Source organism: Methylocystis echinoides (assembly GCF_040687965.1).
Lineage (GTDB): Bacteria > Pseudomonadota > Alphaproteobacteria > Rhizobiales > Beijerinckiaceae > Methylocystis > Methylocystis echinoides_A.
In genome coordinates, this window is sequence record NZ_CP156084.1 from 2,843,208 (window position 1) to 2,867,796 (window position 24,589).

General features: G+C 65.9%; 23 protein-coding genes. 12 read left to right on the plus strand and 11 right to left on the minus strand.

Annotated features, from left to right (window positions below):
• Window positions 1-2: 2 nt before the first annotated feature.
• Window positions 3-1,220: a glycolate oxidase subunit GlcE gene (glcE, locus tag RVU70_RS13950; RefSeq protein ID WP_363347275.1), complete on the plus strand. Its 1,218-nt coding sequence runs from the start codon at window positions 3-5 to the stop codon at window positions 1,218-1,220.
• Window position 1,221: 1 nt separating this feature from the next.
• Window positions 1,222-2,511: a glycolate oxidase subunit GlcF gene (gene glcF / locus RVU70_RS13955; RefSeq protein WP_363347277.1), complete on the plus strand. Its 1,290-nt coding sequence runs from the start codon at window positions 1,222-1,224 to the stop codon at window positions 2,509-2,511.
• Window positions 2,512-2,617: 106 nt separating this feature from the next.
• Here glcF and trpS read toward each other — a convergent pair whose 3' ends face one another.
• The 4 genes from trpS to RVU70_RS13975 all read right to left on the minus strand — a co-directional run bounded on the left by trpS (window position 2,618) and on the right by RVU70_RS13975 (window position 6,694).
• Complete coding sequence (gene trpS / locus RVU70_RS13960) at window positions 2,618-3,652, minus strand: tryptophan--tRNA ligase (protein WP_363347279.1); 1,035 nt, start codon at window positions 3,650-3,652, stop codon at window positions 2,618-2,620.
• 111 nt (window positions 3,653-3,763) lie between these two features.
• The gene (gene hslU, locus RVU70_RS13965) at window positions 3,764-5,071 is read right to left on the minus strand and encodes an ATP-dependent protease ATPase subunit HslU (protein WP_363347281.1); all 1,308 of its coding nucleotides are present in this window, start codon (window positions 5,069-5,071) and stop codon (window positions 3,764-3,766) included.
• Entirely contained in the window at window positions 5,071-5,634 is a 564-nt protein-coding gene (gene hslV / locus RVU70_RS13970; protein WP_363347283.1) for an ATP-dependent protease subunit HslV, read from the minus strand. The genes hslU and hslV overlap by 1 nt, the downstream gene beginning before the upstream one ends.
• Window positions 5,635-5,779: 145 nt before the next feature.
• A complete protein-coding gene (locus RVU70_RS13975; RefSeq protein WP_363347285.1) occupies window positions 5,780-6,694 on the minus strand; it encodes a hypothetical protein in 915 nt (304 codons plus the stop codon).
• A gap of 174 nt (window positions 6,695-6,868) precedes the next feature.
• Between RVU70_RS13975 and hisB the strand changes: the two genes are divergently transcribed.
• The 7 genes from hisB (at window position 6,869) to coaA (ending at window position 11,520) form a co-directional block, all read left to right on the plus strand.
• Window positions 6,869-7,465 carry an imidazoleglycerol-phosphate dehydratase HisB gene (gene hisB, locus RVU70_RS13980; RefSeq protein ID WP_363351342.1) on the plus strand — a complete coding sequence of 199 codons (597 nt, stop codon included), beginning with the start codon at window positions 6,869-6,871 and terminating at the stop codon, window positions 7,463-7,465.
• 44 nt (window positions 7,466-7,509) lie between these two features.
• Window positions 7,510-7,929 carry a DUF2628 domain-containing protein gene (locus RVU70_RS13985; RefSeq protein WP_363347287.1) on the plus strand — a complete coding sequence of 140 codons (420 nt, stop codon included), beginning with the start codon at window positions 7,510-7,512 and terminating at the stop codon, window positions 7,927-7,929.
• Window positions 7,926-8,576 (plus strand): imidazole glycerol phosphate synthase subunit HisH, encoded by a 651-nt coding sequence (gene hisH / locus RVU70_RS13990; RefSeq protein ID WP_363347289.1) that lies wholly within the window; start codon window positions 7,926-7,928, stop codon window positions 8,574-8,576. Before RVU70_RS13985 ends, hisH begins: the two co-directional genes overlap by 4 nt.
• Window positions 8,573-9,322, plus strand: a complete 750-nt coding sequence (gene hisA, locus RVU70_RS13995) for a 1-(5-phosphoribosyl)-5-[(5-phosphoribosylamino)methylideneamino]imidazole-4-carboxamide isomerase (RefSeq protein WP_363347291.1) — start codon at window positions 8,573-8,575, stop codon at window positions 9,320-9,322. The genes hisH and hisA overlap by 4 nt, the downstream gene beginning before the upstream one ends.
• Window positions 9,322-10,101 (plus strand): imidazole glycerol phosphate synthase subunit HisF, encoded by a 780-nt coding sequence (gene hisF / locus RVU70_RS14000; RefSeq protein ID WP_363347293.1) that lies wholly within the window; start codon window positions 9,322-9,324, stop codon window positions 10,099-10,101. Before hisA ends, hisF begins: the two co-directional genes overlap by 1 nt.
• 139 nt (window positions 10,102-10,240) lie before the next feature.
• Window positions 10,241-10,564 (plus strand): phosphoribosyl-ATP diphosphatase, encoded by a 324-nt coding sequence (locus RVU70_RS14005; protein ID WP_363347295.1) that lies wholly within the window; start codon window positions 10,241-10,243, stop codon window positions 10,562-10,564.
• Window positions 10,561-11,520: a type I pantothenate kinase gene (coaA, locus tag RVU70_RS14010; protein ID WP_363347297.1), complete on the plus strand. Its 960-nt coding sequence runs from the start codon at window positions 10,561-10,563 to the stop codon at window positions 11,518-11,520. The genes RVU70_RS14005 and coaA overlap by 4 nt, the downstream gene beginning before the upstream one ends.
• Before the next feature lie 133 nt (window positions 11,521-11,653).
• Here the strand turns inward: coaA and clpB are convergent, their stop codons facing one another.
• Together clpB and RVU70_RS14020 are read right to left on the minus strand one after the other, a co-directional pair.
• Window positions 11,654-14,281: an ATP-dependent chaperone ClpB gene (gene clpB / locus RVU70_RS14015; RefSeq protein ID WP_363347299.1), complete on the minus strand. Its 2,628-nt coding sequence runs from the start codon at window positions 14,279-14,281 to the stop codon at window positions 11,654-11,656.
• A gap of 333 nt (window positions 14,282-14,614) precedes the next feature.
• Entirely contained in the window at window positions 14,615-15,307 is a 693-nt protein-coding gene (locus RVU70_RS14020) for a toll/interleukin-1 receptor domain-containing protein (RefSeq protein WP_363347301.1), read from the minus strand.
• Window positions 15,308-15,650: 343 nt separating this feature from the next.
• Between RVU70_RS14020 and RVU70_RS14025 the strand changes: the two genes are divergently transcribed.
• Window positions 15,651-16,406: an MOSC domain-containing protein gene (locus RVU70_RS14025; protein ID WP_363347303.1), complete on the plus strand. Its 756-nt coding sequence runs from the start codon at window positions 15,651-15,653 to the stop codon at window positions 16,404-16,406.
• Window positions 16,407-16,451: 45 nt separating this feature from the next.
• Here the strand turns inward: RVU70_RS14025 and RVU70_RS14030 are convergent, their stop codons facing one another.
• The 3 genes from RVU70_RS14030 to htpG all read right to left on the minus strand — a co-directional run bounded on the left by RVU70_RS14030 (window position 16,452) and on the right by htpG (window position 20,643).
• Window positions 16,452-17,333, minus strand: coding sequence for a DUF4167 domain-containing protein (locus RVU70_RS14030; RefSeq protein ID WP_363347305.1), 882 nt, complete (start codon window positions 17,331-17,333; stop codon window positions 16,452-16,454).
• A gap of 505 nt (window positions 17,334-17,838) precedes the next feature.
• Window positions 17,839-18,738 (minus strand): peptide chain release factor N(5)-glutamine methyltransferase, encoded by a 900-nt coding sequence (gene prmC / locus RVU70_RS14035; RefSeq protein WP_363347307.1) that lies wholly within the window; start codon window positions 18,736-18,738, stop codon window positions 17,839-17,841.
• A gap of 6 nt (window positions 18,739-18,744) precedes the next feature.
• A complete protein-coding gene (gene htpG, locus RVU70_RS14040; RefSeq protein WP_363347309.1) occupies window positions 18,745-20,643 on the minus strand; it encodes a molecular chaperone HtpG in 1,899 nt (632 codons plus the stop codon).
• A 440-nt stretch (window positions 20,644-21,083) separates the two neighbouring features.
• Here htpG and RVU70_RS14045 point away from each other — a divergent pair, with 440 nt between their 5' ends.
• Window positions 21,084-21,500, plus strand: coding sequence for a DUF2794 domain-containing protein (locus tag RVU70_RS14045; protein ID WP_363347311.1), 417 nt, complete (start codon window positions 21,084-21,086; stop codon window positions 21,498-21,500).
• Window positions 21,501-21,569: 69 nt separating this feature from the next.
• On the opposite strand, the gene RVU70_RS14050 is transcribed toward RVU70_RS14045, so the two are convergent.
• Window positions 21,570-22,340, minus strand: a complete 771-nt coding sequence (locus tag RVU70_RS14050; RefSeq protein ID WP_363347313.1) for a Bax inhibitor-1/YccA family protein — start codon at window positions 22,338-22,340, stop codon at window positions 21,570-21,572.
• Between the two features lie 493 nt (window positions 22,341-22,833).
• Here RVU70_RS14050 and RVU70_RS14055 point away from each other — a divergent pair, with 493 nt between their 5' ends.
• Window positions 22,834-23,622, plus strand: coding sequence for a hypothetical protein (locus RVU70_RS14055; RefSeq protein ID WP_363347315.1), 789 nt, complete (start codon window positions 22,834-22,836; stop codon window positions 23,620-23,622).
• Window positions 23,623-23,675: 53 nt separating this feature from the next.
• Here RVU70_RS14055 and RVU70_RS14060 read toward each other — a convergent pair whose 3' ends face one another.
• Window positions 23,676-24,470, minus strand: coding sequence for a lytic murein transglycosylase (locus tag RVU70_RS14060; protein ID WP_363347317.1), 795 nt, complete (start codon window positions 24,468-24,470; stop codon window positions 23,676-23,678).
• Window positions 24,471-24,589: the final 119 nt, after the last annotated feature.

The window sequence follows — 24,589 nt, forward strand, 5'->3', positions numbered from 1 at the left end:
GGATGGACGCGACGTTCGACTCGCTGGACGTTCGTGACGCCGCCGACGCCATCGAGGCGCTGCGCGGCGCCGCTGCGCGCAATCAGCCGCTCGCCATCGTCGGCGCGGGATCGAAAAAGCGTCTTGGCCGACACGCGCCGGCGTCGCGCGAATTGTCGACGCGCGCCCTCGCCGGCGTGACCCTCTATGAGCCCGAGGAGCTGGTGCTCTCGGCCGGCGCCGGCACGCCGCTGCGCGAGATCGAGGCGTTGCTCGACGCGCATCGCCAGCAGTTCGCCTTCGAGCCGATGGACTATGCGCCGCTCTTCGGCGGCGCGACGCGCAGCGCCACGATCGGCGGCGTGATCGCCGTCAACGCTTCAGGGCCACGCCGCATCAAGGCCGGCGGGGCGCGCGACCATCTTCTCGGTTTCCAATGTGTCACCGGGCGCGGCGAGAAGGTGAAATCCGGCGGCCGCGTCATGAAGAACGTCACGGGCTACGATCTCTCGAAGCTCATTTGCGGCTCATATGGAACCCTTGCGCTGCTCACGGAAGTGACGCTGAAAGTCTTGCCCAAGGCGGAGACGGAGCAGACGCTGCTCGTCATCGGCCTCGATGAGGCGCAAAGCCTCGCGCAACTGCGCCGCGCTTCGGGGACGCCGCACGAGGCGTCGGCTTTCGCCATGCTGCCGGCCGGCGCCGAACCGCTTGGTTACGATGGCAATGTCGCGGCGCTGCGACTGGAAGGACCGGAGGTTTCGGTGGCGACCCGGCGCGACGCGCTCATCACCGAGCTTGCCGACAGCGGCGCTGAGTTCGAGACGCTTACGCAGGAAGATTCGGCGGCGCTCTGGGCCTCGTTGCGCGACGCCACGCCAATCGCGGGCCACTCGGGCCAGGTCTGGCGTCTGTCGCTGGCGCCGACCGACGGGGGCAAGGCGGTGGAGGCGCTGCGCAAAGCCGGCGCGCCGATCCTTGCTTATTTCTACGATTGGTGCGGCGGGCTCGTCTGGCTCTGCCTCGAGCCGGCGCCGGACGCGCATGCCGCCGCCGTGCGCGCCGCCGTCGACAGCTATGGCGGCCATGCGACGCTGATCCGCGCCGCCGACGAGACGCGCGCCAAGGTCGACGTCTTCCATCCCCAGCCCTCGCCGCTCGCCGCGCTGACGCGTCGGGTGAAGGAGAGCTTCGATCCGGCGCATGTTCTGGAGCGGGGCCGCATGCGGGCGGAGTATTGAGATGCAGACGCATTTCTCGCTCACCGCGCTCGCCGATCCAGACACGGCGTCCTGCGAAAAAATCCTGCGCGCCTGCGTGCATTGCGGATTTTGCAACGCGACCTGCCCGACCTTTCTGCTCACCGGCGACGAACTCGATTCCCCGCGCGGGCGCATCTATCTCATCAAGGAGATGCTGGAGAACGATCGCGCCGCGGATGCGCGCACCGCGCGGCACGTCGACCGCTGTCTCTCCTGCCTTTCCTGCATGACGACCTGTCCGTCGAGCGTGCATTACATGCATCTCGTCGATCATGCGCGCGCCCATATCGAGAAGACGTATCGCCGCCCCTTCGCAGACCGTGCGCTGCGCGCGCTGCTCGCCTTCGTGCTCACGCGGCCCGCTTTGTTCCGCCTGGCGCTGCGCGCCGCGGCGCGGATGAAGCCGCTGGCGGGCCATTTGCGGGCGTCTCTGCGTCCGCTGCTGACGCTCGCGCCCGATCAGGCGCCGGCGCCCTCGGAGGTGGACCGGCCGCAGGTCTTTCCCGCATCGGGCCGCCAGCGGATGCGCGTCGCGCTGCTGAACGGCTGCGTGCAGACGGTTCTCGACACCCGCATCAATGAAGCCACGGTGCGCCTGCTCACCCGCCATGGCGTCGAGGTGGTCGTCGCGCAGGGTGCAGGTTGCTGCGGCGCGCTCCCGCATCATCTCGGCAAGGCCGCCCAGTCGCATGCATTGGCGCGCCGCAACATCGAGGCCTGGACGCGTGAGATCGAGAGCGGCGGGCTCGACCATATCGTCATCAATACCTCGGGCTGCGGGACCAGCGTGAAGGATTATGGCTTCATGTTCCGTAACGACGCGGCGCTGGCGCAGAAGGCCGCGCGCGTCTCGGCGATCGCCTGTGACGTGAGCGAGCTCGCCGACAAATTGCCGTTGGCCCCGACAGGCGCCGCGCCGCCTCTGCGCGTTGCCTATCACGCCGCCTGCTCACTCCAGCACGGCCAAAAGATCACCCGAGAGCCCGTGGCGGCTCTGGCGCGCGTGGGCTTCGAGGTTCGTGCCGTTCCGGAGGGCCACATCTGCTGCGGCTCGGCGGGGACTTACAATCTTTTGCAGCCGGAGCTCGCCGACGCGCTTCGGGCGCGAAAGGTCGCCAATATCGAGAGCGTGCAGCCCCACGCGATCGCGGCGGGCAACCTCGGCTGCATGGCGCAGATTCGAGTCGGGACTTCGATCCCGGTCGTCCATACGGTGGAGCTATTGGACTGGGCGACGGGCGGACGGAGGCCGGAGGGCCTTGTGGCCTGAAAAGATCATCCCCATTGCAAACGTTTGATCCACGCCTCTTGGGGCGTGGATCTCATTCATGTCGGGGTGTAATCGCAAACGACCGGCAGAACGGAAGGTAAGGCTTTTACCTCAAAAACCCCACGATATCCTTCACCGCGTTCATATTCTCGCGGGCGATGGCGCGGGCGCGTTCCGAGCCGTCGCGCAGCACCGTGTCGATATAGCTTTCATCCTCGCGAATACGGCGCATCTGCGCCGTGATCGGCGAGAGCTTGGCGACGGCGAGATCGACGAGCGCGCTCTTGAACGTCGAGAAATTGGCGCCGCCGAATTCGCTCAGCACATCCGGCTTGGCGCGTCCGGAGAGCGCGGCGAAGATCCCGACGAGATTGTCCGCCTCGGGGCGCCCTTCGAGGCCTTTTTCTTCCGACGGCAACGGCTCGGGGTCCGTCTTGGCTTTCTTCACCTTCTGCGCGATCTGGTCGGCGTCGTCCGAAAGATTGATGCGCGAATAATCCGACGCGTCGGATTTCGACATTTTCTTCGTGCCGTCGCGCAGGCTCATCACACGGGTCGCGGGGCCGGAAATCAGCGGCTCCGGCAGCGGGAAGAAAGCGCCCCCGAACCCGTTGCGCTCGATCGACGACCCGAAATCATTGTTGAACTTTTGCGCGATGTCGCGCGCCAGCTCCAGATGCTGCTTCTGATCGTCGCCGACCGGCACATGCGTGGCGCGATAGATGAGAATGTCGGCCGCCATGAGCACGGGATAGTCGAGCAGGCCGACGGAGGCGTTCTCGCGATCCTTGCCGGCCTTGTCCTTGAACTGGGTCATGCGATTGAGCCAGCCAATGCGGGCGACGCAATTCAAGACCCATGCGAGCTCCGCGTGCTCCGGCACCTGGCTCTGATTGAAGACGATGTTCTTCTTGGGATCGATGCCGCAGGCGATGAAGGCCGCCGCGATCTCGCGCGTGTTGTTGCGCAGTTCGATCGGGTCCTGCGGGACGGTGATGGCGTGCAGGTCGACGACGCAATAGAGGCAGTCGAAGCTTTTCTGCAGCTCGACGAATTTGACGATCGCGCCAAGATAGTTGCCGAGGTGCAGATTGCCGGTGGACTGCACGCCCGAGAAGACGCGCTGGGGGAAGGTCGACATGGTCACGCCAAAGGTTGAAGGACTTTGGCCGGACTTATGACAATGCGCGGGCGCGGGCGCAAGTGCAGTGTGGAGGCCCTCTCCCGGTTCAGGGAGAGGGCGAGGCTGCGATCAGAGAATAAACCGGCTCAAATCGCGGTTCTTCGCCAGATCGCCGATGTGCTTTTCGACATAGTCGCCGTCGATCACAATCTTGTCGCCGGCGCGGTCCGAGGCCGAGAAGCTGATGTCGTCGAGCACGCGCTCCATGACCGTTTGCAGCCGGCGGGCGCCGATGTTCTCAACCGACGTGTTCACCGCGACGGCCACCTTGGCGATGGCGTCGATGGCCGTCGGCGCAAATTCCAGCGTCACGCCTTCCGTGCCCAAGAGCGCCACATATTGCTTGGTCAAACAGGCTTCGGTCTCGGTGAGAATGCGCCGGAAATCCTCTTCATTGAGCGAGGCGAGCTCGACGCGGATCGGCAGGCGGCCCTGAAGTTCCGGGAGCAGATCGGAAGGCTTGGCGACATGGAAGGCGCCCGAGGCGATGAACAGCACATGGTCCGTCTTCACCGACCCGTGCTTGGTGGCGACCGTCGTGCCCTCGATGAGAGGCAAGAGGTCGCGCTGCACGCCCTCGCGCGATACGTCAGCGCCGCTGCGGCCTTCGCGGGCGCAGATCTTGTCCATCTCGTCGATGAACACGATGCCGTTGTTTTCGACCTCGTGAATCGCTTCGCGAACGCTCGCCTCCTGATCGATGAGCTTGTCGCTTTCCTCCGCGAGCAGCGGGCCGCGCGCCTCCTTCACGCTGAGCTTGCGGGATTTGCCGCGCTGCATCGCCTTGCCGAAGAGATCGCCGAGCGAGAAGGCCGAGACGCTTCCGCCCCCCGGCATGTTGGGCAATTCGAACATTGGCATGCCGCCGCCCGTCTGCTGCAGTTCGACTTCGACTTCCTTGTCGTCGAGTTCGCCGTCGCGCAGCCGCTTGCGGAAGGTCTCGCGCGTCGCGGGCGAGGCGGCGGGGCCGACGAGGGCGTCGAGCACGCGTTCTTCGGCGGCCTTTTCGGCGCGCGCCTCGACTTCCTTGCGGCGGCGCTCCTTCACCATGACGATCGCGACCTCCATCAGATCGCGGACGATCTGCTCAACGTCGCGGCCGACATAGCCGACCTCGGTAAATTTCGTCGCCTCGACCTTGAGAAAAGGGGCGTTGGCGAGGCGGGCGAGGCGCCGCGCGATCTCGGTCTTGCCGCAGCCCGTCGGACCGATCATGAGGATGTTCTTGGGCATCACCTCTTCGCGCATCTGCCCTTGCAATTGCAGACGGCGCCAGCGGTTTCGCAGGGCGATGGCGACGGCGCGCTTGGCGTCGTTCTGGCCCACGATATAGCGGTCCAGTTCCGAGACGATCTCGCGCGGCGAGAAATCAGCCATTAGATTTTCTCCACCACGATGTTGTGGTTGGTGTAGACACAGATGTCCGCGGCGATGTTCATCGCGCGTCGCGCAATCGTTTCGGCGTCGGCTTCGGTGTCGATGAGCGCGCGGCCGGCGGCCAGCGCATAATTGCCGCCCGACCCGATGGCCGCGACGGCGCCGCCGTCAGTCGCTTCCGGCTCGAGCACGTCGCCCGACCCCGTCAGCACCAAGCCGACGTTTTTATCCGCGACGAGCATCATGGCCTCGAGGCGGCGCAGATAGCGGTCCATGCGCCAGTCCTTGGCGAGCTCGACGCAGGCGCGCATCAATTGGCCGGGGTATTGTTCGAGCTTCGTCTCGAGTCGCTCGAACAGGGTGAAGGCGTCGGCCGTCGCGCCGGCGAAACCCGAGATCACGTCGCCCTTGCCGAGGCGTCGCACCTTTCGCGCATTGCCTTTCATGATTGTCTGGCCGAGGCTCACCTGCCCGTCGCCGGCGATGACGGTCTCGCCCCTTTTCTTCACCAATATGATTGTGGTCGCATGCATTTGCGGCGACTTCTCTCGTTCGCTTTCCATTCCAAGCCTTCCCGCGCAACAGGTTAGGCGCATGTAGGAACTTTGCGCGGTTCGAGCAAGGGCGGGGCCGCGAGCCGCTTCCTCCATGGGGAGGGAGTTGAGGCGACAGGCTGGGGCGCTGCCGATCGCCGCCCCGACAGTCGCTTTACTGTCCGGCGAACCGATCCGCGATCGCCTGCGCCTCATTCGCCAGCGCTGGGAAAAAGGCCGCCTTCGGCGTCCGTTCGGCGTAACAGGCGTGGTAATCCTTATCAGCCTTTTGCTGAACGGCTTCGGTCTCCTTCGCGATCTGCGCGCTCTTGGCGGCGCTGGCCTTGGCTGACTCCTCGACGGCCGCCTCCACCTTGCGCTCCGCTGCGGTCCAGATCGCCTCGCAAGCGGGAATCGGCGAGAATTTCTTCGCCGCCTCCCGTGCGATATAGACCTTTCCGTCCCGGCGCAGCGCCACGATGATGTCCTGCTCGGGGTGGGGGCCGACATCCTGCGCCCAGCCGCCGAGCGCCGCATAGGCGTAGGTTACGCCCGCCGGTTTCTTGATCGGCAGGTTGATCGTCTTATCGAGCGCGGCGTCCAGCCCCAGGGCGAAGGTGTAGAATTCCGGGTTGGCGAGCGCCTCCTCGAAGCCGGGCGGCGTTTTCCGGGTTTTCGTCCACCATTCCTGGGGTTTGCTCACCCAGTGGGAAAAAAGGCCGTCGGTCGTGACATAGACCTGCGGACCGTCGGCCGCCTGCGCGCCGCCGCCGTCCTCGGCGAAGCGCAACGCGTCGAGCGCGCCGAAGCCGACGTTGTTTTCGGAGAGGGTCTCGAGCGCGATCTTTCCGGTTGCGGGGTACGGCTTTGCCGAGAGCGGGCCGATCATCGCCTGGAGCCGCCCGTTGAGCTCGGCGAGCGCTTTGTTCTCGATCTTGCCAGGGTCGGCGGACGGGTTCTTCGCCTCGAACTTCTTCACTTTCGCGATGGCGTCGTCGCGCGCTGAAATATACTCTTCCTCCGGCGTGGCCGCCCGCACGGCGCAGAACGCGACAAACAGCAGCGGCAGGGCGAGTGGCGCTGGTCTCATGGAAAGCCCTCCAAAATCCGGTTGCGACGATCGCAGCAGGCGTCAAGATTAAGCTCGCGCGCGCCAATCCGCCAGCCGGGCGGAATCGGTGGCGAACGGGCGACGAAATTGCTACAAGCTGGCCGCTCGCGGCCGGGGATTTCCGGCTGCGTCTTTCCGGAAGGCCTTTTCTCGATGCGCAGCGCCACGATCGAGCGCAAAACCAAGGAAACGACGATCACCGTCGCCGTCGATCTCGATGGCGCGGGAAAGTCTGACATTTCGACGGGAATCGGCTTTTTCGACCATATGCTCGACCAGATTGCGCGCCACGCGCCCCTCGATCTGACGGTGCTGGCCAAGGGCGATCTCCATATCGACGGGCACCATACCGTCGAGGACGTCGGCCTGGCCCTGGGCCAGGCGGTGGATCGCGCGCTCGGCGACCGGAAGGGAATCGCTCGCTATGGCGACGCTCACGTGCCGCTCGACGAGGCGCTGACCCGCGTCGTGGTGGATGTGTCCGGGCGGCCGTTTCTGGTCTATGACGTGACGTTCCCGGCGGAACGCATCGGCGCTTTCGACACCGAGTTGATGCGGGAGTTTTTTCAGGCTTTCGCCGTGCAGGCGCGCATCGGGCTGCACATTGATCGCCTCAAGGGCGTCAACAGCCATCATATCGCCGAAAGCGCGTTCAAGGGTTTCGCCCGCGCCTTTGGCAAGGCCGTGTCGCTCGACCCCCGCCGGGCGCAAGGCGAGGCGCCCTCCACCAAGGGCACGCTCACCGCCTGAAGGGCGGCGCGCGAGAAGGGCCTTGCAAGGAGGAGGGAGGGCCGATGACGTCATTTACAGTTCATGTGCCCCCTGCCGCGCCGGGCCGAGAGCCCGCGGCGGAAAAGATCATCTTTCTGCGCGACGGCTTTTCGACCGCCGCTTTCGTCTTCGGGCCGCTCTGGTTCGCGTGGAAGCGCGCCTGGCTGCCGGCTGTCCTGTGGGCGCTGCTGCTCGCGGCCGTCGCCGGGGCGGGGGCGCTCTTTAAAATCCCGGCCGACGCCATGAGTCTCGCGGGCTTCGCCGTCTCGCTCTTCCTCGGCTTCGAGGGCGTCCGCATCCTCGCATGGTCCTTGCAGCGGCGCGGCTATGTCGAGAGCGATGTCGTGATCGGCGACAATGAAGACGACGCCGAGGCGGTCTATTTCGGCCGCCTGCAGGCGCGCAACGAAACGACGCCCCCCGCCGTGGAGAAAGTTAATTGACGACGGCGATCATCGACTACGGTTCCGGCAATCTGCACTCGGCGCAGAAGGCGTTCGAGCGCGCGGCGCGCGAGTCCGGGGAGACGGGCGAGATCGCCGTGACGAACGACCCCGAGGCCGTGCGCCGCGCCGCGCGCATCGTCTTGCCGGGCGTCGGCGCCTTCGCCGATTGCCGGCGCGGACTGCTCGCGCTGCCGGGCCTCTATGAGGCGCTTCAGGAGGCCGTGATCGAGCGCGGCCGGCCTTTCCTGGGGATTTGCGTCGGCATGCAGCTCATGGCGGCGCGCGGCCTCGAACATGGCGAGACGCCCGGCCTCGACTGGGTCGGCGGCGACGTGGTCGCCATCGAGCCGGGCGACCCGTCCCTCAAAATCCCGCACATGGGCTGGAATACGCTGACGCTCTCTCGTAACCATCCGGTCTTTTCCGGCATAGCGACGGGCGAGAGGGGGCTTCACGCCTATTTCGTGCATTCCTATCACCTGACGCCGGCGGACCCCCGTCATGTGCTGGCGACGACGGATTACGGCGCCCCGCTCACCGCCGCCGTCGCGCGCGACAATCTGGTCGGCGTTCAGTTCCATCCCGAGAAGAGCCAGAGGCTCGGCCTCGCGCTCATCGCCAATTTCCTGAGGTGGCGCCCGTGATTCTGTTTCCGGCAATCGATCTGAAGGAAGGCCAGTGCGTCCGCCTCGCGCAGGGCGACATGGATCGCGCCACGGTCTTCAACGACGATCCGGCGGAGCAGGCGCGCGCCTTTGAAGCGCAGGGGTTCGAATATCTCCATGTCGTCGACCTCGACGGCGCCTTCGCCGGCGCGCCGCGCAACGCCGCGGCCGTCGAGGCCATCCTTTCGACGCTGACCATTCCGGTGCAGCTCGGCGGCGGCATTCGCGACATGCGCACGCTCTCCGGCTGGCTGGACAAGGGCGTGACGCGCGTCATCATCGGCACGGCGGCGGTGAAAGATCCGTCCTTCGTGCGCGAGGCAGCGCGGGTTTATCCCGGCCGCGTCGCAGTCGGCATCGACGCCAAGGACGGCATGGTCGCCGTCGAGGGCTGGGCGCGCACGACGCGCATGTCGGCGCTCGATCTCGGCAAGAGCTTCGAGGACGCCGGCGTCTCCGCCATCATCTATACGGACATCGCGCGAGACGGCGTTCTCACGGGCCTCAACATCGAACAGACGCTGGCGCTCGCCCATGCGCTGACAATTCCGGTCATCGCCTCCGGCGGCCTCGCCTCGCTCGCCGATATCGAGCGCCTGTTGCAGCCCGATTGCGCCAGGCTCGCCGGCGCCATCACCGGCCGCGCGCTCTATGACGGCCGGCTCGATCCGAAGGCGGCGCTGGCGCTGATTCGCGAGGCGCGGGGAAAGGTTGAGAAGGCCTGATGCTGAAAGCCCGCGTCATCCCCTGTCTGGACGTGAAGGAAGGCCGCGTCGTCAAGGGCGTCAATTTCGTCGATCTGCGCGACGCCGGCGATCCGGTCGAATGCGCGATCGCCTATGACGCGGCCGGCGCCGACGAACTCTGTTTCCTCGACATCACCGCAAGTCACGAGAACCGCGGCATTCTCCTCGACGTCGTGCAGCGCACGGCGGAAGCCTGTTTCATGCCCTTGACCGTCGGCGGCGGCGTGCGCACGCTCGACGACATCCGCAAGCTGCTGCTCGCCGGCGCCGACAAGGCCTCGATCAACACCGCCGCCGTCGCCAACCGGCAGTTCGTGCGCGAAGCTGCCGAGAAGTTCGGCGCGCAATGCATCGTCGTCGCCATCGACGCCAAGCAGGTCGGCCCCGGCAAATGGGAGATTTTCACGCATGGCGGTCGTCGTCCGACCGGCGTCGACGCCGTGGATTTCGCGCGCGAGGTTACCGCGCTCGGGGCGGGGGAAATCCTGCTGACCTCCATGGATCGCGACGGCGCCAAGATCGGTTTCGACATCGCCTTGACGCGCGCGGTGGCGGACGCAGTTTCGGTTCCCGTCATCGCTTCGGGCGGCGTCGGCAATCTCGATCATCTGGTCGCGGGTATTCGGGACGGCCACGCCACCGCGGTGCTCGCGGCGTCGATCTTCCACTTCGGCGAATATACGATCCCGCAGGCCAAGCGGCACATGGCGGCGGCGGGGCTGCCGGTGCGGCTCGATGGATTGGAGGCGGTGGGGTGAGGGGGCTCCTTCCCAACATCACTCAGGCGCGTCATGGCCGGGCCTGTCCCGGGCGTCCGCGCCTAGCCATTCGCCGGATCCTTCCGCCGTGGATGGCCGCGACGCGCGCGGCCGTGACGTGCGATCTCGGGAGATTGTGATGACCTTCACCCTCGACGATCTCGCTGCGCTCATCAAGTCGCGTCGAGCGGACGACGCCTCGACCTCTTACACCAAGAGCCTGTTCGACGCCGGCGTGCCGCGTATCTCGAAGAAGTTCGGCGAGGAGGCGTTCGAAGCGGTCATCGCCGCAATGGAGGGCGACAACAAATCGCTGACCAGCGAAGCGGCGGATGTTCTCTACCATTTGCTGGTCTTGCTCGAAGCGCGCGACGTGGCGCTCAGCGAGGTGCTCGCCGAACTCGGCCGCCGCACGGCGCAATCGGGACTAGCCGAGAAGGCTTCGCGCGGAGCGGCACAATGACCTTACCCGGCGCCGAAAATGACGCGGCGATCTCGCCATACCGCCATTTCTCGCGCGCCGAATGGGCGTCGCTTCGCGCCGACACCCCGCTGACTCTGACGCTCGACGATCTGACCCGGTTGAAATCCGTGGGCGACCCGATTTCGCTCGAAGAAGTCATCGAGATTTATCTGCCGCTATCGCGCCTGCTGGCGCTTTACGTCGCCGCGACGCAGGGCCTGTTCAAGGCGACGCAGCGCTTCCTCGGCGCCGAGGACGGCAAGGTTCCCTACATCATCGGCGTCGCCGGCTCGGTCGCCGTGGGTAAATCCACGACAGCCCGCATCCTGCGCGCGCTGCTCTCGCGCTGGCCCAATACGCCGAAAGTCGAACTGATCACCACGGACGGCTTTCTGCTGCCCAACGCCGTGCTCGAACGCGACGGTCTGATGGAGAAGAAAGGCTTTCCGGAGAGCTACGACAACAAGACGCTGCTGCGCTTCCTCTCCGCGGTCAAGGCCGGACAGCGTCATGTCTGCGCGCCGGTCTATTCGCATCTCGTCTATGACGTGCTGCCGGGTGAGACGACTTGCGTCGACGGTCCCGACATTCTCATCGTCGAAGGCGTCAATGTGCTCGCGGCGCGCACCTCGCGTCAGCCGAAGGAAATTCCCTTCGTCTCGGATTTCTTCGACTTCTCGGTTTACCTCGACGCGAGCGAGGAACTGCTCGAACGCTGGTACGTCGACCGCTTCTTGAGGCTACGGGAAACGGCGTTCCGCGATCCGCGTTCGTATTTCGGGAAATACGCCGACCTCTCCGACGAGGAGACGGTGCGCGTCGCAAAAGACATCTGGACGCGCATCAATCTCGAAAACCTGCGCCAGAATATCGCCCCCACGCGCCCACGCGCGAGCCTGATCCTAACCAAGGGCGCGGATCACAAGATCGAGGAAGTGGCGCTGCGGAAGCTGTGACGAGGTTGGGGGCGCGGGTGCTCCGCCCCTCGTGCTTCGAGACGCCTGCTGCGCAGGCTCCTCAGCATGAGGGGCTTTTGCATCATATCACCTTTACTTGGGCGAGGGCGCGGCGCCGCCTGCGCAACGCGCCTTACGCGTTCCCCACCGTTCGCAACACCGGCCGCGCCGGCCCATGGGTCGGCTTGCCGTCGATCGTCAGCACGCCGCCCTCGGCGGAAATTGCCACCGTCGCGCCGTCGACGATCTCGCCGGCGAGCAGCCGTTCCGCGAGCGCGTCCTGCAGTTCTTTTTGCATCACGCGCTTCAAGGGCCGTGCGCCATAGGCGGGATCGTAGCCCTTCGCCGCCAGCCACTCGCGCGCCTTGGCGTCGAGATGCAGGGTGATCTTGCGATCCTCCAACAGCTTCTGCAGGCGCTTGATCTGGATGTCGACGATCGCGCCCATGTCTTCGCGCCGCAGGCGGTGAAACAGGATGATCTCGTCGACGCGGTTTAAGAACTCCGGCCGGAAGTGCGCGCGCACGACCTGCATCACCTCGTCATGCACGGCGGTCGAGTCTTCGCCCTCCTGCTGCATGACCAGGAATTCGGCGCCGAGATTCGACGTCATGATGATGAGCGTGTTCTTGAAGTCGACCGTGCGGCCCTGTCCGTCGGTCAGACGCCCGTCGTCGAGCACCTGCAACAGCACGTTGAACACGTCCGGATGCGCCTTCTCGATCTCGTCGAACAGCACGACCTGATAGGGGCGGCGGCGAACCGCTTCGGTCAGCGCGCCGCCTTCCTCATAACCGACATAGCCGGGCGGCGCGCCGATCAGGCGGGCGACCGAGTGCTTCTCCATATATTCCGACATGTCGAGCCGGACCATCGCCGTCTCGTCGTCGAAGAGGAAAGCGGCGAGCGCCTTGGTCAGCTCCGTCTTGCCGACGCCCGTCGGGCCCAGGAAGATGAAGCTGCCGATCGGCCGGTTCGGGTCCTGCAGGCCGGCGCGGGCGCGGCGCACGGCGGTCGAGACCGCCTCCACCGCCTCGCGCTGCCCCACGACGCGCTTGGCGAGTTCGTCCTCCATATGAAGCAGCTTCTCGCGCTCGCCTTCGAGCATCTTGTCGACCGGCACGCCCGTCCAGCGCGACACCACTTGCGCAATGTCGTTCGCCGTCACGGCCTCCTCTATCAGCGCGCCCTTGGCCTCGCTCGCCTCCACTTCGGAGAGCTTCTTCTCGAGGTCGGGGATTACGCCATAAGTGAGCTCGCCCGCGCGCTGATATTCGCCGCGGCGCTGCGCCTGGGCGAGTTCATTGCGCGCCGTCTCCAACTGCTCCTTGATTTTCTGGGCGCTGCCGAGCTTGTCCTTCTCCGCCTTCCAGCGCGCGGTCAGCGCAGCGGATTTCTCCTCGAGATCGGCGAGTTCGCCTTCGAGCTTCGCCAGCCGATCCTTCGACGCCGCGTCGGTTTCCTTCTTCAGGGCCTCCTGCTCGATCTTGAGCTGGATGATGCGGCGGTCGAGTTCGTCCAGTTCCTCGGGCTTGGAATCGATCTGCATGCGCAGGCGCGACGAGGCTTCGTCGACGAGGTCGATGGCCTTGTCGGGCAGGAAGCGGTCCGAGATGTAGCGGTTCGACAAAGTCGCCGCCGCGACGATCGCCGAGTCGGTGATGCGCACGCCGTGGTGCAGCTCATACTTCTCTTTCAGACCGCGCAGGATCGAGATCGTGTCCTCGACCGTCGGCTCGTCGACGAAGACGGGCTGGAAGCGACGCGCCAGCGCCGCGTCCTTCTCGACGTGCTTCCTGTATTCGTCCAGCGTCGTCGCGCCGACGCAATGCAATTCGCCGCGCGCGAGCGCCGGCTTGAGGAGGTTGGACGCGTCCATCGCGCCATCCGCCTTGCCGGCCCCGACGAGCGTGTGCATCTCGTCGATGAAGAGGATGATCTTGCCCTCGGCCGCAGTCACTTCGTTGAGCACCCCCTTCAGGCGCTCCTCGAATTCGCCGCGATACTTCGCGCCGGCGATCAGCGCGCCCATGTCGAGCGCGAGGAGTTTCTTGTCCTCGAGCGATTCCGGCACGTCGCCGTTGACGATGCGCAGCGCAAGCCCCTCGACGATCGCCGTCTTGCCGACGCCGGGTTCGCCGATCAGCACGGGATTGTTCTTCGTGCGCCGGGACAGCACCTGCACGGTGCGGCGAATCTCTTCGTCGCGGCCGATCACCGGATCGAGCTTGCCCTCGCGCGCCGCTTCGGTGAGGTCGCGGGCGTATTTCTTGAGCGCGTCATACTGATTTTCGGCGGACGCCGTATCGGCGGTGCGGCCCTTGCGCAGATCTTCGATCGCCGCGTTGAGCGTCTGCGGCGTCACGCCGGCGTCGCGCAAAATCTTGGCGGCGTCGGAATCCTTCTCCAGCGCCAACGCCAGCAGCAGCCGCTCGACGGTGACGTAAGAATCGCCGGCCTTCTGGGCGATCTGTTCGGCGTTGGCGAACAGCCGGGCCGTGGCGGGCGCGAGGTAAAGTTGCCCGGCGCCGGCGCCCGCGACCTTGGGGAGCTTGGCGAGGGCGGCCTCGGTCTTCGCCAACGCCTCCCGCGAATTGCCGCCCGCGCGGTCGATGAGACCGGCCGACAGGCCCTGCTCGTCGTCGAGCAGCACCTTGAGAATATGCTCGGGCGTGAACTGCTGATGCCCCTCGCGGGTGGCGAGGGATTGCGCGCTCTGCACGAATCCGCGCGCGCGTTCGGTGTATTTTTCGAAATTCATAGGTTCCCCTCTCGACCTTGAGGCGGGCCCAATAAAGCAGCGCGCCTCAGTCATGGAATCTCGGCCCCTTGCGGCGGCCCTCGGGTCCGATATGGGGAGGCTTCGATGGCGTTAAAGAGGGCGGCGCGCCGGAGCGTGGCTGGGACAAAAGGCCGCGACAAAGCGGCGTGGCCCAGGCTTGCGCGGCAATCGCTTCAGCCGCTGCCCGGCGGGCGGGTCCGAGTCGCCGACGCGGGGGCAATCACCGGGTCGCCGTGCCAGGGTATTTGCATGGTGCATCAAGAATTATTCACCAGCTTGTGCGTCGTTGGGCCGGCCACCCCGGCAATAGAGCTAGAGGGTGACTAGCTCGGCGAGCTTGCTCGCGACTTCTGCCATCGGCTGTTCTGCGGTGCTCAGGCCGCTCCGCGAGGCCAGCAGAGGGCTGACCTCGCGAAGAGCTTCATACGTAGTGTTATGCACGATGGGAACGAGCCGCTCACCCGCGAGGAGCGCCGAAAGTTCTTTGTCGGCGATGCCTTCGGTTGGGAGGCGGCGCAGCAGCGCAGGGGTCACCAGCACGATCCCAATCCGCGAATTGGCCAAGCCCTTGTCGATGGCGCGGAGCAACGGGGTACCAAGGCCAACGTCCTTCTCGCTGAACCAAACCTTGACCCCGAGCGACTCAAGCAGATCGTGCAGCTCCTTGGCGGGCCCCTGCCGGTCGTCCCACGCATGGCAGAGAAAGATGTCCCGAAGGTCAAGGGACGCTCGCTTCTCGACTCCCTCGCGGACCGGCGAGAGCGCTCGCACCTCGGCAACCGTGTACACCACGGACGAACCGGGTCGCGACCAGCGCGGCTTTGCGCTGCCGCTGGATCCGCCGCCGCTGCTCCGGCCGCCCCCGCTGATCGCCGTTGCAGAATAGGAAGGGGGCGAGTACGACCCGTAGCCGCTGTAGCGGCCATAGCGGCCACGGCATGCAGGGCAGGCCGCTGCAGCGCTCGCTGAGCGATGGCCTTCTACTGGTGCTGTGCATCTTGCCATTTACTATGACTAGCTGAGTCGGAACAAATTGGCAACAGCCGCAGGCGCGGCCGTCGTCAAAGATGCAGAACTTACATCCCCTGAGAGGGGGCCGAACGTCCAGCCCGCCGCTGCGCACCGCACCGGAGCCTGAAGAAAGGGAGTGGTGGGCCATTATGCCAGGGCCCCTAGCAGGGGTCACGAGGCGGTGACGGGAGACGGTTCACTAAAGGCCCCAAAATCCGCTAACCGTTGAAATGGATCAGGCGGGATGGCGCATCGGCAAACCACACGCTAGCCGGCTTGACAAATAGCGTCCGCTACCGGCCATGAGGCGCCAGCTGTCGCAGCCCTTGGAGCCGCCATGCGCCTCGCTCGTCTCTACCGTTATCCCGTTAAGGGCCTCTCGCCCGAGCCGCTCCCGTCGGCCGATCTTCCGACCGGCGGCTACTTCCCCTGCGACCGGCTGTTCGCGCTGGAGAACGGACCCTCGGGCTTTGATCCGACCGCGCCGGCGCATCAGCCCAAAATCAAGTTTCTCATGCTCATGAGGCAAGGCGCGCTCGCCGGACTTGCGACTCGATACGATGAGGCTTCCGGCGTGTTGACCATCGAACAGGATGGGCGCGACGTCGCGCGGGGCGATCTGCGGCGGCCCGAGGGCCGCGCCGTGATCGAGGCTTTCCTGACCGATTATCTCGGGGCGGACATTCGCGGCCCGGTCAAACTCCTCGAAGCGCCCGAGGGCTTCCGCTTCACCGATTCGGCCTCGGGCTTCGTCTCGCTCATCAATCTGTCGAGCGTCGCCGCGATCGAAGCGGCGCAGGGCGCGCCGGTCGATCCGCTGCGCTTTCGCGGCAATCTTTACGTCGAGGGGGCGGAGCCTTGGGCGGAAGCCGAGTGGCCCGGTCGCCGGCTGCAGATCGGCGGCGTGACCCTCGCCGTCCTGAAGATGACCGATCGCTGCGCCGCGACGGGCGTCGAGCCGGGCACGGGCCGGCGCGACATGGATCTGGTGCAGACGCTGCGCAAGACCTTCGGCCACATCGATTGCGGCGTCTACGCGCGAATCGAGACCGGCGGCCGCATCGCCCAAGGCGACGCGCTGACGCTGCTCTGAAACGAAAGAGCCGCCCCAAGGGGCGGCTCTCATCGATTTTATCTATCAGAAACGATCCGGCTCGAAGGGAAGCTCGGTCGCCTGCGGCGCCTCCTCCCGGACCTCGCCGGCCGCTTCCTCGACCTGCTGGCGCGGGCGGCGCCGACGGCGCGAACTCAGGTGGAAATTCACCCCCTCGTGCTCGCGGGCCTGCGGGCGCTCGGCGGGAGCGAAGGCCACGTCGACGGCCTCCGTCTCGCCGGGGCCGGCCGCGCCGCGCGCGGGCGGGGCGGTGATAAAGGACGGCAATGTCGGCGCCGGCTCGTCGCTCGTCTCCGGCCGCTGAAAGCGGCGCTCGCGGAAGCCGCGGCGCGGCTGCTGCTCGCCTTCGCCGCCGCGCTCACGGAAGGGAGGCCGCTCCGGCCGCGGCGGGCGTTCGCCGCGCTCCGGCCGCTCCATGCGTTCGGGCCGCTCCCCGCGCATTTCGCCGATGGGCCGCTCCTCATAGGGCTGCGGCTGGGGTTGCGGCTGCGCGAAATGCGGCTGAGGCTGCGGCTGATTATAGGGCTGCGGCTGATAGACCGGCTGGGGCAAGCGCTCCGAGAGCGGCGCGAAGCGATCGGGCAGGGCGGCGAAATCGTCGTCCTCCTCCACCTCGATCTCCGCCTCGACCGGCGGGCGGCCGAAGCCGTTCGCCTGCTGCTGCGCCTGCTGAGCCGCAGCGATGAGGCGGAAATAATGCTCGGCGTGCTGAAGCAGGCTTTCCGCCATGATCGTGTCGCCGGACGACTGCGCGTCGCGGGCGAGCTGCAGATACTTCTCGGCGATGTGCTGGGCCGTGCCGCGAATCTTTACGTCAGGACCATTCGACTCATAAGAACGGGTGAGCGGGTTCGGGCCCTTGCGGCCGCTGCGCCCCCGCATGCGCTTGTTCTGTCCTGGTCTCATCCACTCCCCCGAAAGCTTCGCGCGCTACAGGCGCAAATGACGCTAAGGCCGCGTCCGCGACGCGCCGCTCCTTCCCGCCGAAGGATAATCGCCCGGCCGGCGGCCATTCGCGGCCGCGCACTCGGACGGATTGCTTACAAGGGCGCCTGGCCGCGCCCGTTCAAATCTGCCGTCTTTGGCTGCGCGATTCTCATCAGTCGACGTTCGACATCGCCTCGACTCGATCGTCCGATGCAGCCGGCGGATTTCAACGGTCGCGCATCTTCAAGGGACGCGCGCGACGACAATCACCGTCGCCTTAATCCACCGGGATCATGCAGCTTACACGCCAGCCCTTGCCGGCCTTGCCGGGGTTTCCGCTTGCGAGGCGGACCCGCAAATAATCGAGATCCTCATCTCGAATGTCGGTCAGCTGTATTTACAAAGACTATAGTGGCTTGACCCCCCTGCGCCAAGTGCGGCGTCGCATTGATGCGGAGAAAAACCGAGCACTGTAGCGAATATGTCACGACCTCGGCTGCACGGGCCTGGCCGCCACGACGCGCTGATGGCCGCCGGCGTCCCGCGCGATGCGGGCGACGGCGAAACCCGAGGCGCCGAGCAGGGCGGCGACGCTCGCCGCCTGATCGAAGCCGACTTCGAAGGCGACGAGGCCGTCAGGGGCCAGCAGGCGCCCGAGGTCGGCGACAATGTCGCGATAACAGGCAAGACCGTCGGCGCCGCCATCGAGCGCGAGCGCGGGATCGTGGAGGCGCACCTCCGGGTCGAGCGTCGCGAGATCGCCGGCGCGAATATAGGGCGGGTTCGAGACAATGACGTCGAAGGGCCCGTTCAGCGCAGCGCCCCAGCGGCCGCGCACCACCTGCGCCCGCGCATTCAAGCCGCAGCGCGTCAGATTCGCGCGCGTGGCGGCGCAGGCGTCCGGCGAAAGGTCGACGGCGACGCCGAACGCGCCCGGCATTTCGCTGAGCAGCGCGCAGAGAATTGCGCCCGAGCCGGCGCCGAGATCCAAGATCGAGAACGGCGCGTCGCGATTCTCGATCAGCGCGAGCGTCGTCTCGACCAGCGTCTCCGTGTCCGGGCGTGGATCGAGCACATTGGGGGCGACGGCGAGATCGAGCGTCCAGAACCCCCGCGCGCCCAAAATGCGCGAGACCGGCTCCCGCGCCGCCCGGCGGGCTGCGTAAGAGGAGAGCCGTTGCGATTGCTCGTCGGTCAGCGGCGCATCCGGCGACATCGTCAGCTCGAGCCTCGTCAATCCGGCGGCCGCGCGCAGCAGGAGCCGTGACTCCTCCTGCGCCTGCGCCGCCTCTACCCCGCTCTCGACGAGAGCGGCGGCGACGCGCGCAAGCGCGTCGGCGCGGGAAGGAGAGCGGGTCTGGGCCTTTGCGGGGGCGGCGGTCACTTTCGCTTACGCGCTCCTGGCGATGAGGGCGCTCAGGCGGCGGGCGAAGGCGGCCGGGTCGACCGGCGGTTCGCCGTCGGCGACGCGCGCCAGATCGAACAGCAGATGCATCCCGTCCGCGGCGCCGTCGCGGCCCGTCTCGCGCAAGCTCGCGGCGAGCGCGGCGACGGCCGGATGCTTGGCGTTGATCTCCAGTATGGGCTTGCCGAGCATGGACTTCTGCCCGCTTTCCGCGAGAATCCGCGCCAGTTGCCGGTCGAGCCCCTTCTCGGAAGCGACGAGACAGGCGGCGCTTTCGGTCAGGCGCGTCGAGATGCGCACGTCCTCGACCTCGTCCGTGAGCGTCTCCTTGAGCGCCCCGACCAGATCGCCGATGTTTTCGGCCTGCGGCGCCTCGTCCGTCCTCGCCTCTTCGGCGAGCGGGATGAGATCAATGTCCGCCTGTCCCTGCGTCACCGATTTGAACGGCTTGCCGTCGAAACCGAGCGCGCTCGTCACCCAGAAGGCGTCGACCGCGTCGTCGAGCAACAGCACTTCGACGCTCCTTGCGCGGAAGCCTTCGAGCTGCGGGCTCGTGGCGAGGCGCTTGGCGTCGTCGCCGGTGATGTAATAAATGGCCGTCTGATTTTCGCGCAGATCAGCGACATAGTCCTTGAGCGTGCGCGTCTTGCCCTCAGCCTTGGTCGAAGCAAACCGCGCGATCTCGAAAATGCCGTCGCGGCGGCTCGGGTCCTCGTGCAGGCCTTCCTTGATGACCGCGCCGAAATTCTCCCAGACGGAGGCGAATTTCTCGGGCTCGTTCTCGGCGAGCTTGCCGAGGTCCTGCAGCAGTCGCGTCGCGACCGCCTTGCCGATCGCGGCGAGGACGGGGCTTTTTTGCACCATCTCGCGCGAGACATTGAGCGGAATGTCGGCGCTGTCGACGACGAGCCGCACGAATCGCAGCCACGCCGGCAGGAGTTCGACGTCACGCGAGATCAGCACGCGGCGCACGTAGAGCTTCGACATGCTCTTGCGGCTCGGCTCGAACAGGTCGAAAGGCCGCGCGCCCGGCACGAAGGCGAGCACCGTATATTCCATGCGCCCTTCCGCGCGCCAATGCGCGACGAGCGCCGGCTCGTCGAAGGCGCCGGCGAGCTGCCGGTAGAAGTCCGTATATTGCTCGTTCGTGATCTCGGACTTGGGCTTGGTCCAGAGCGCCACGCCATCGGCGATGCGCCGCGGCTCCTTGCCCGGCTCCTCGATGAGGTCGATCGGAGTCGAGACGGCGCCCGAGTGCTCGCGAACGACGCTTTCGATTCGCCAGGGCTCGAGAAATTCGTCGCTCTCGGCGTTGAGATGGAGCGTGACGCGCGACCCGACCTGCGGCGCGTCCGAAAGCGGCAGCGGCGCGATCGAATAGGTTCCCTTGCCCGGCGAGGACCACAGCCAGGCTTCGCTCTCGCCGGCCCGGCGCGTCTCCACCTCGACGAGATCGGCGACCATGAACACGGAATAGAAGCCGACGCCAAAGCGACCGATCAGCGACGAACCCTCCGCCGCCCCGTCTTTGCCGAGCCTCTCGAGAAAGGCGCGGGTGCCCGAATTGGCGATGGCGCCCAAGGCGCTGATGAGCTCCTCGCGGGACATGCCGACGCCATTATCGGCAACCGTCAGCCGCCGCTTCTCCTTGTCGAGCGTAAGGATGATGAGGGGCGCGCCGGCGTCAGCGGCGAGCTTTTCGTTCGAGAGCGACTCATAGCGCAGCTTTTCGCAGGCGTCCGCGGCGTTCGAAATCAACTCGCGCAAAAACACCTCGCGCTCCGAATAGACGGAGTGCGTCATCAGTTCCAGAAGCTGCGCGACATCCGCTTCAAAGCCGAATTGGGCGGCTTGCGGCGCTTCGGTGGCAGCGTCGTTCGTCATGAGGTCTCCAAAATGCGAATCGGCTCCCGTGGAGCCTTCGATCAAATTGCGAATGGGAGCGGCCGTGCAGCCGCGCTTTCCAAGTTCGTCATTCGCCGGCGAAATACAAGAGCCCCCAAAAGACAAGGTCGGCTCGGGATTTCTCCCGGCCGACCCGTCCATCGCTACGACATTTTATGGTCTGAACCGCACGATCCCGGGGGGCTGGGGGGCTGACGAAAACCGGAAAAGCGCGTCCAGACCTGTCGCGGCAATGAGAGAAAATATTGTCCAAGGCGTTTGACATGCAAGGGGCCCAATGCAGGCGGAATTGTGAATTTTCATTGTTACAGCCAAGCTTATGCGCGCTAAGCGGCATATTGTGACGCTCTCCTGACAAAGGGGGCTTGCCCTGAGGCCGTCATCGCGCAAACATGACAGAACACAGCGGGAGATGCTTCATGGCGGAGTCGGAGACGACGGAGCCGAGTCGTTCTCGCCCAGCCTTCGTTGTCGTGGCCGGCTCGGGCCATGCAGGGCAGGGCGATCAAGCGAGGTCACAAGCCCGGGTGGCCGCTCCGGTCTCCTTCGACCGCCGCGAGCTGAACCTTTTGTTCAACCTCTACGGCGCCAAGGTCGCCGCCGGCGAATGGCGGGATTACGCCCTGGATTTCACGCCGGCCAAAGCGGTTTTTTCGATTTTTCGGCGCTCCAGCGAGGCGCCGCTCTACCGGGTCGAGAAAGATCCCGAGCTCGCGCGCAAACAGGGAGCCTATGCCGTCGTCGCCGCCTCCGGCCTCGTCATGCGGCGCGGTCATGATCTGTCGCGCGTCCTGCGCGCGCTCGACCGCGGCCTGAGGCTCGTCGGCGCCGAATAGGCGACAAAAAAAGCCCCGCGGGGCGGGGCTTTTTCCAAGCTTCGACGATGACGCTTAGTCGTTGCGCCCTTAGTCGTTGCGCTGACCGAACAGGAACAGCAGCGACTGGAACATGTTGATGAAGTCCAGATAGAGCGAAAGCGCGCCGAAGACGCTCTTCTTCTGCGCAACTTCGTAGCCGTCGCCCTCGTAATACATGTCTTTGATGTTCTGCGTATCCCAGGCGGTGAGGCCCGAGAAGATCAGAACCGACAGGATGGAGAGGGCGAACTGGAGGCCGCTCGACTGCAGGAACAGATTGACCAGGCCGGCGATGACGAGACCCCAGACGCCCATCACGAGGAAGGAGCCGAAAGCCGACAGATCGCGCTTCGTCATATAGCCGTAGAGGCTCAGGCCCCCGAAGGCCGCCGCCGTGATGAAGAACACGCGGGCGATCGAGGCGCCGGTGAACACCAGCAACAGCGAGGACATCGACAGGCCCATCACCGCCGAAAAGGCGAGAAACAGGTTCCGCGCCGTCGCCGCCGACATGGTGTTGGCGCGCGCGCCGATCATGAAGACGAAGGCGAGGGGCGACAGGATGACGAGCCAGCGCAGCGGCGTAGTGTAGAGCATCTGCCCGAAGGGCGACAGCGCCACCAGCTTGCCGCCGACGAACTGCGGATTCGCCAGCATGAAGGTGCCGAGCGCGACAAGGCCCGTCACGGCGAGGCCGAGCGTCATGTAATTATAGACGCCGAGCATGTAAGCGCGCAGGCCCTCGTCGATCTCGGCCGTGGTCGACCGGGCGACCCCGCGGCCGTAGCCGAAGCTCGAGTTGCGGTCGTAGTGAGACATAGCGATCCTCTCGATCTCCGAGGCCTTACGCGCGTGCGGACTCGCCCTCGCTCGTGGCCTCAACCATTATGGCTTCCAGCAATATGGCTTGGCCCGAATTGGGTGGCAAGGCGGGCGCGGATGAACTCTTGTTAAGGTGGCGCCTTGCTTAACGGCGGGAAAAAGACGTCCCTGCGGCGGGTCGGCGGCCCGCGGCGCGCCGAGGTCACGCTTTCGGCTTGCGGCTTTTCGCAGTTGCGAAGGGCGTTTCGACCTCGCGGCGGGCGCCCGTGCGTCGCTCGATGAGGCCGACCCACAGCCCCTCTGGAGCCGCCACGGCGACTGCGCGGCATGCTGCAAAGCCGCATAGATGACCGATTGTCGCACCCTTGCTGTACGAGGGGAATACGCTAACATCGACCAAATGGCGTCGCGCGCTCCGCGGACGGGCGGCGCTCAACCAATTTATCCTGAGAGTCGCGTGTCCTTGTCACACGGAGACCAGGAGGACAGCATGAGTGGCGACGGTTCAACTTTGTTGCTTTACATGAGGCCCCTCAAGCGCTTGGCAATCGCCGCGGCGCTCGCCGCCGTCGCCGGTTTTTCGGCGGTCCCGGCCCAGGCGCATGGCCGGCTCGGTGCGGCCGAGGGGCGCTGCCGCCTGTTCATCGGGCCGGACACCATGAACTTCACCGGTTATCTGCCGGAGGCCTCGAAGAACGAGTTCTGCGAGGACATTCCCTCCACGGGACCGATGATCATGGTGCTCGACGCCGAGCAGGACGAACTGCGCGACATGAAAATCGAGTTGCGAATCGTCAAGGACGTCGGCGGCGAGGACAAGGAGAGCGAGAACCTCGAGGCGGTCACCGTGGCCTACCAGCCGCCCAAGAGCTACCCGACCGGGACGGTTAATTTCGAGCACAACTTCAAAGAGGGCGGCTATTTCGTCGGCATCGTGACCGTCACGGGCGACCACGGCGAGCGCTGGGTGTCCCGCTTCCCCTTCTCGGTGGACCGGACCTTTTTCCGCGACCTTCCCGTCTATCTGACCATGGGTCTGGGAGTCATCGCGGCCTTTGTGATCTACCTGATCCATCGCCGCCGGACTCCGCCGCCGCAAATTTCGACGGCCGCCGCGGCGTTCAAGTCGCCTCAGCAGACGTTCGACCTGCCGGACGACCCCGACGCGCCGGCGCCGGACGAGGGCGAGGCGGCCGGCGAACCCAAGGACGAGGCTGCCGCTGGCAAAGGCGACGACGACCACGACGATACGGATAAATACAGGACGGCGGCGGAGTAAGGCGCTCCTTTAAGGAAGGCGAGGCGGTCACACAGCGGGACCGCCTCTTTTTCTTAGTCGTCTCCGCCGTCGATCTGGCGGCCGATAATGGCGATGGCGCGCTGGTAGACCGAGGCGGCGTTCCAGGCCTGAATCGCCTCGAAATTGGGTTCCCCGGGCTGATAGCCTGCGCCGGGACGCCAACCATGGGCATGCAGGAAATTCGCCGTCGCGACCAGCGCCGCCCCGGCGTTGTCGAGATTGCCGCCGCCGCCATAGTTCAGGATGTTCTTCGGCAGGAATTGGGTCTGGCCGATCTCGCCGTGCATGGAGCCGCGCGCGTTCGGGGACAGCGTCCCGTTGTCGATCAGCTTGAGGGCGGCGTAGAGCTGATCGGTGAAATAATCTGAACGGCGGCAGTCATAGGCGAGGGTCGCGACGGCCGAGAGCGCGTGCTGATTGCCGTGCACTGCGCCAAATCCCGTCTCCATGCCCCAGATGGCGATGAGCGGTCCCGGCGGCACGCCGTACCGCTGCTGGATCGACGAAAATAACGCCCCCTGAGAGCGCTTCAGCTGACGGCCGCGCGCGACGATGGCGGAGGCGCCGCGTTTCGACATGAACTGGTCGAGCGACAGTCGGAAGCTCTTCTGACCCCGGTCGGCCGAAATGGTCGCGGCGTTGTAATGCGTGTTCATCAATGCGGCGATGCCGGCCTGGCCGACGCGCCCCTGCGCTTCTTGCGCAAAATTTTGCTTCCAGTTTTCAAAGCCGCCCGGGCCATTGCCGCATTGCGCCGCCTGCGCCGCCCCGCCAGCCGCGCCCGCGGCGAAAGCCAGCGCCGCGGCGCTCAAGAAAAACCTTTTCATCGGGCCTCCTCCGGGGCTCGTTCGACATGCCGCGAGCCTAACCAATTTTGTCCCGGCGGCAACTGCTCGGCGAACAGGCTGGTTTATGTTCGCATATTGTTCTTGCCGAGGGGAGAGCC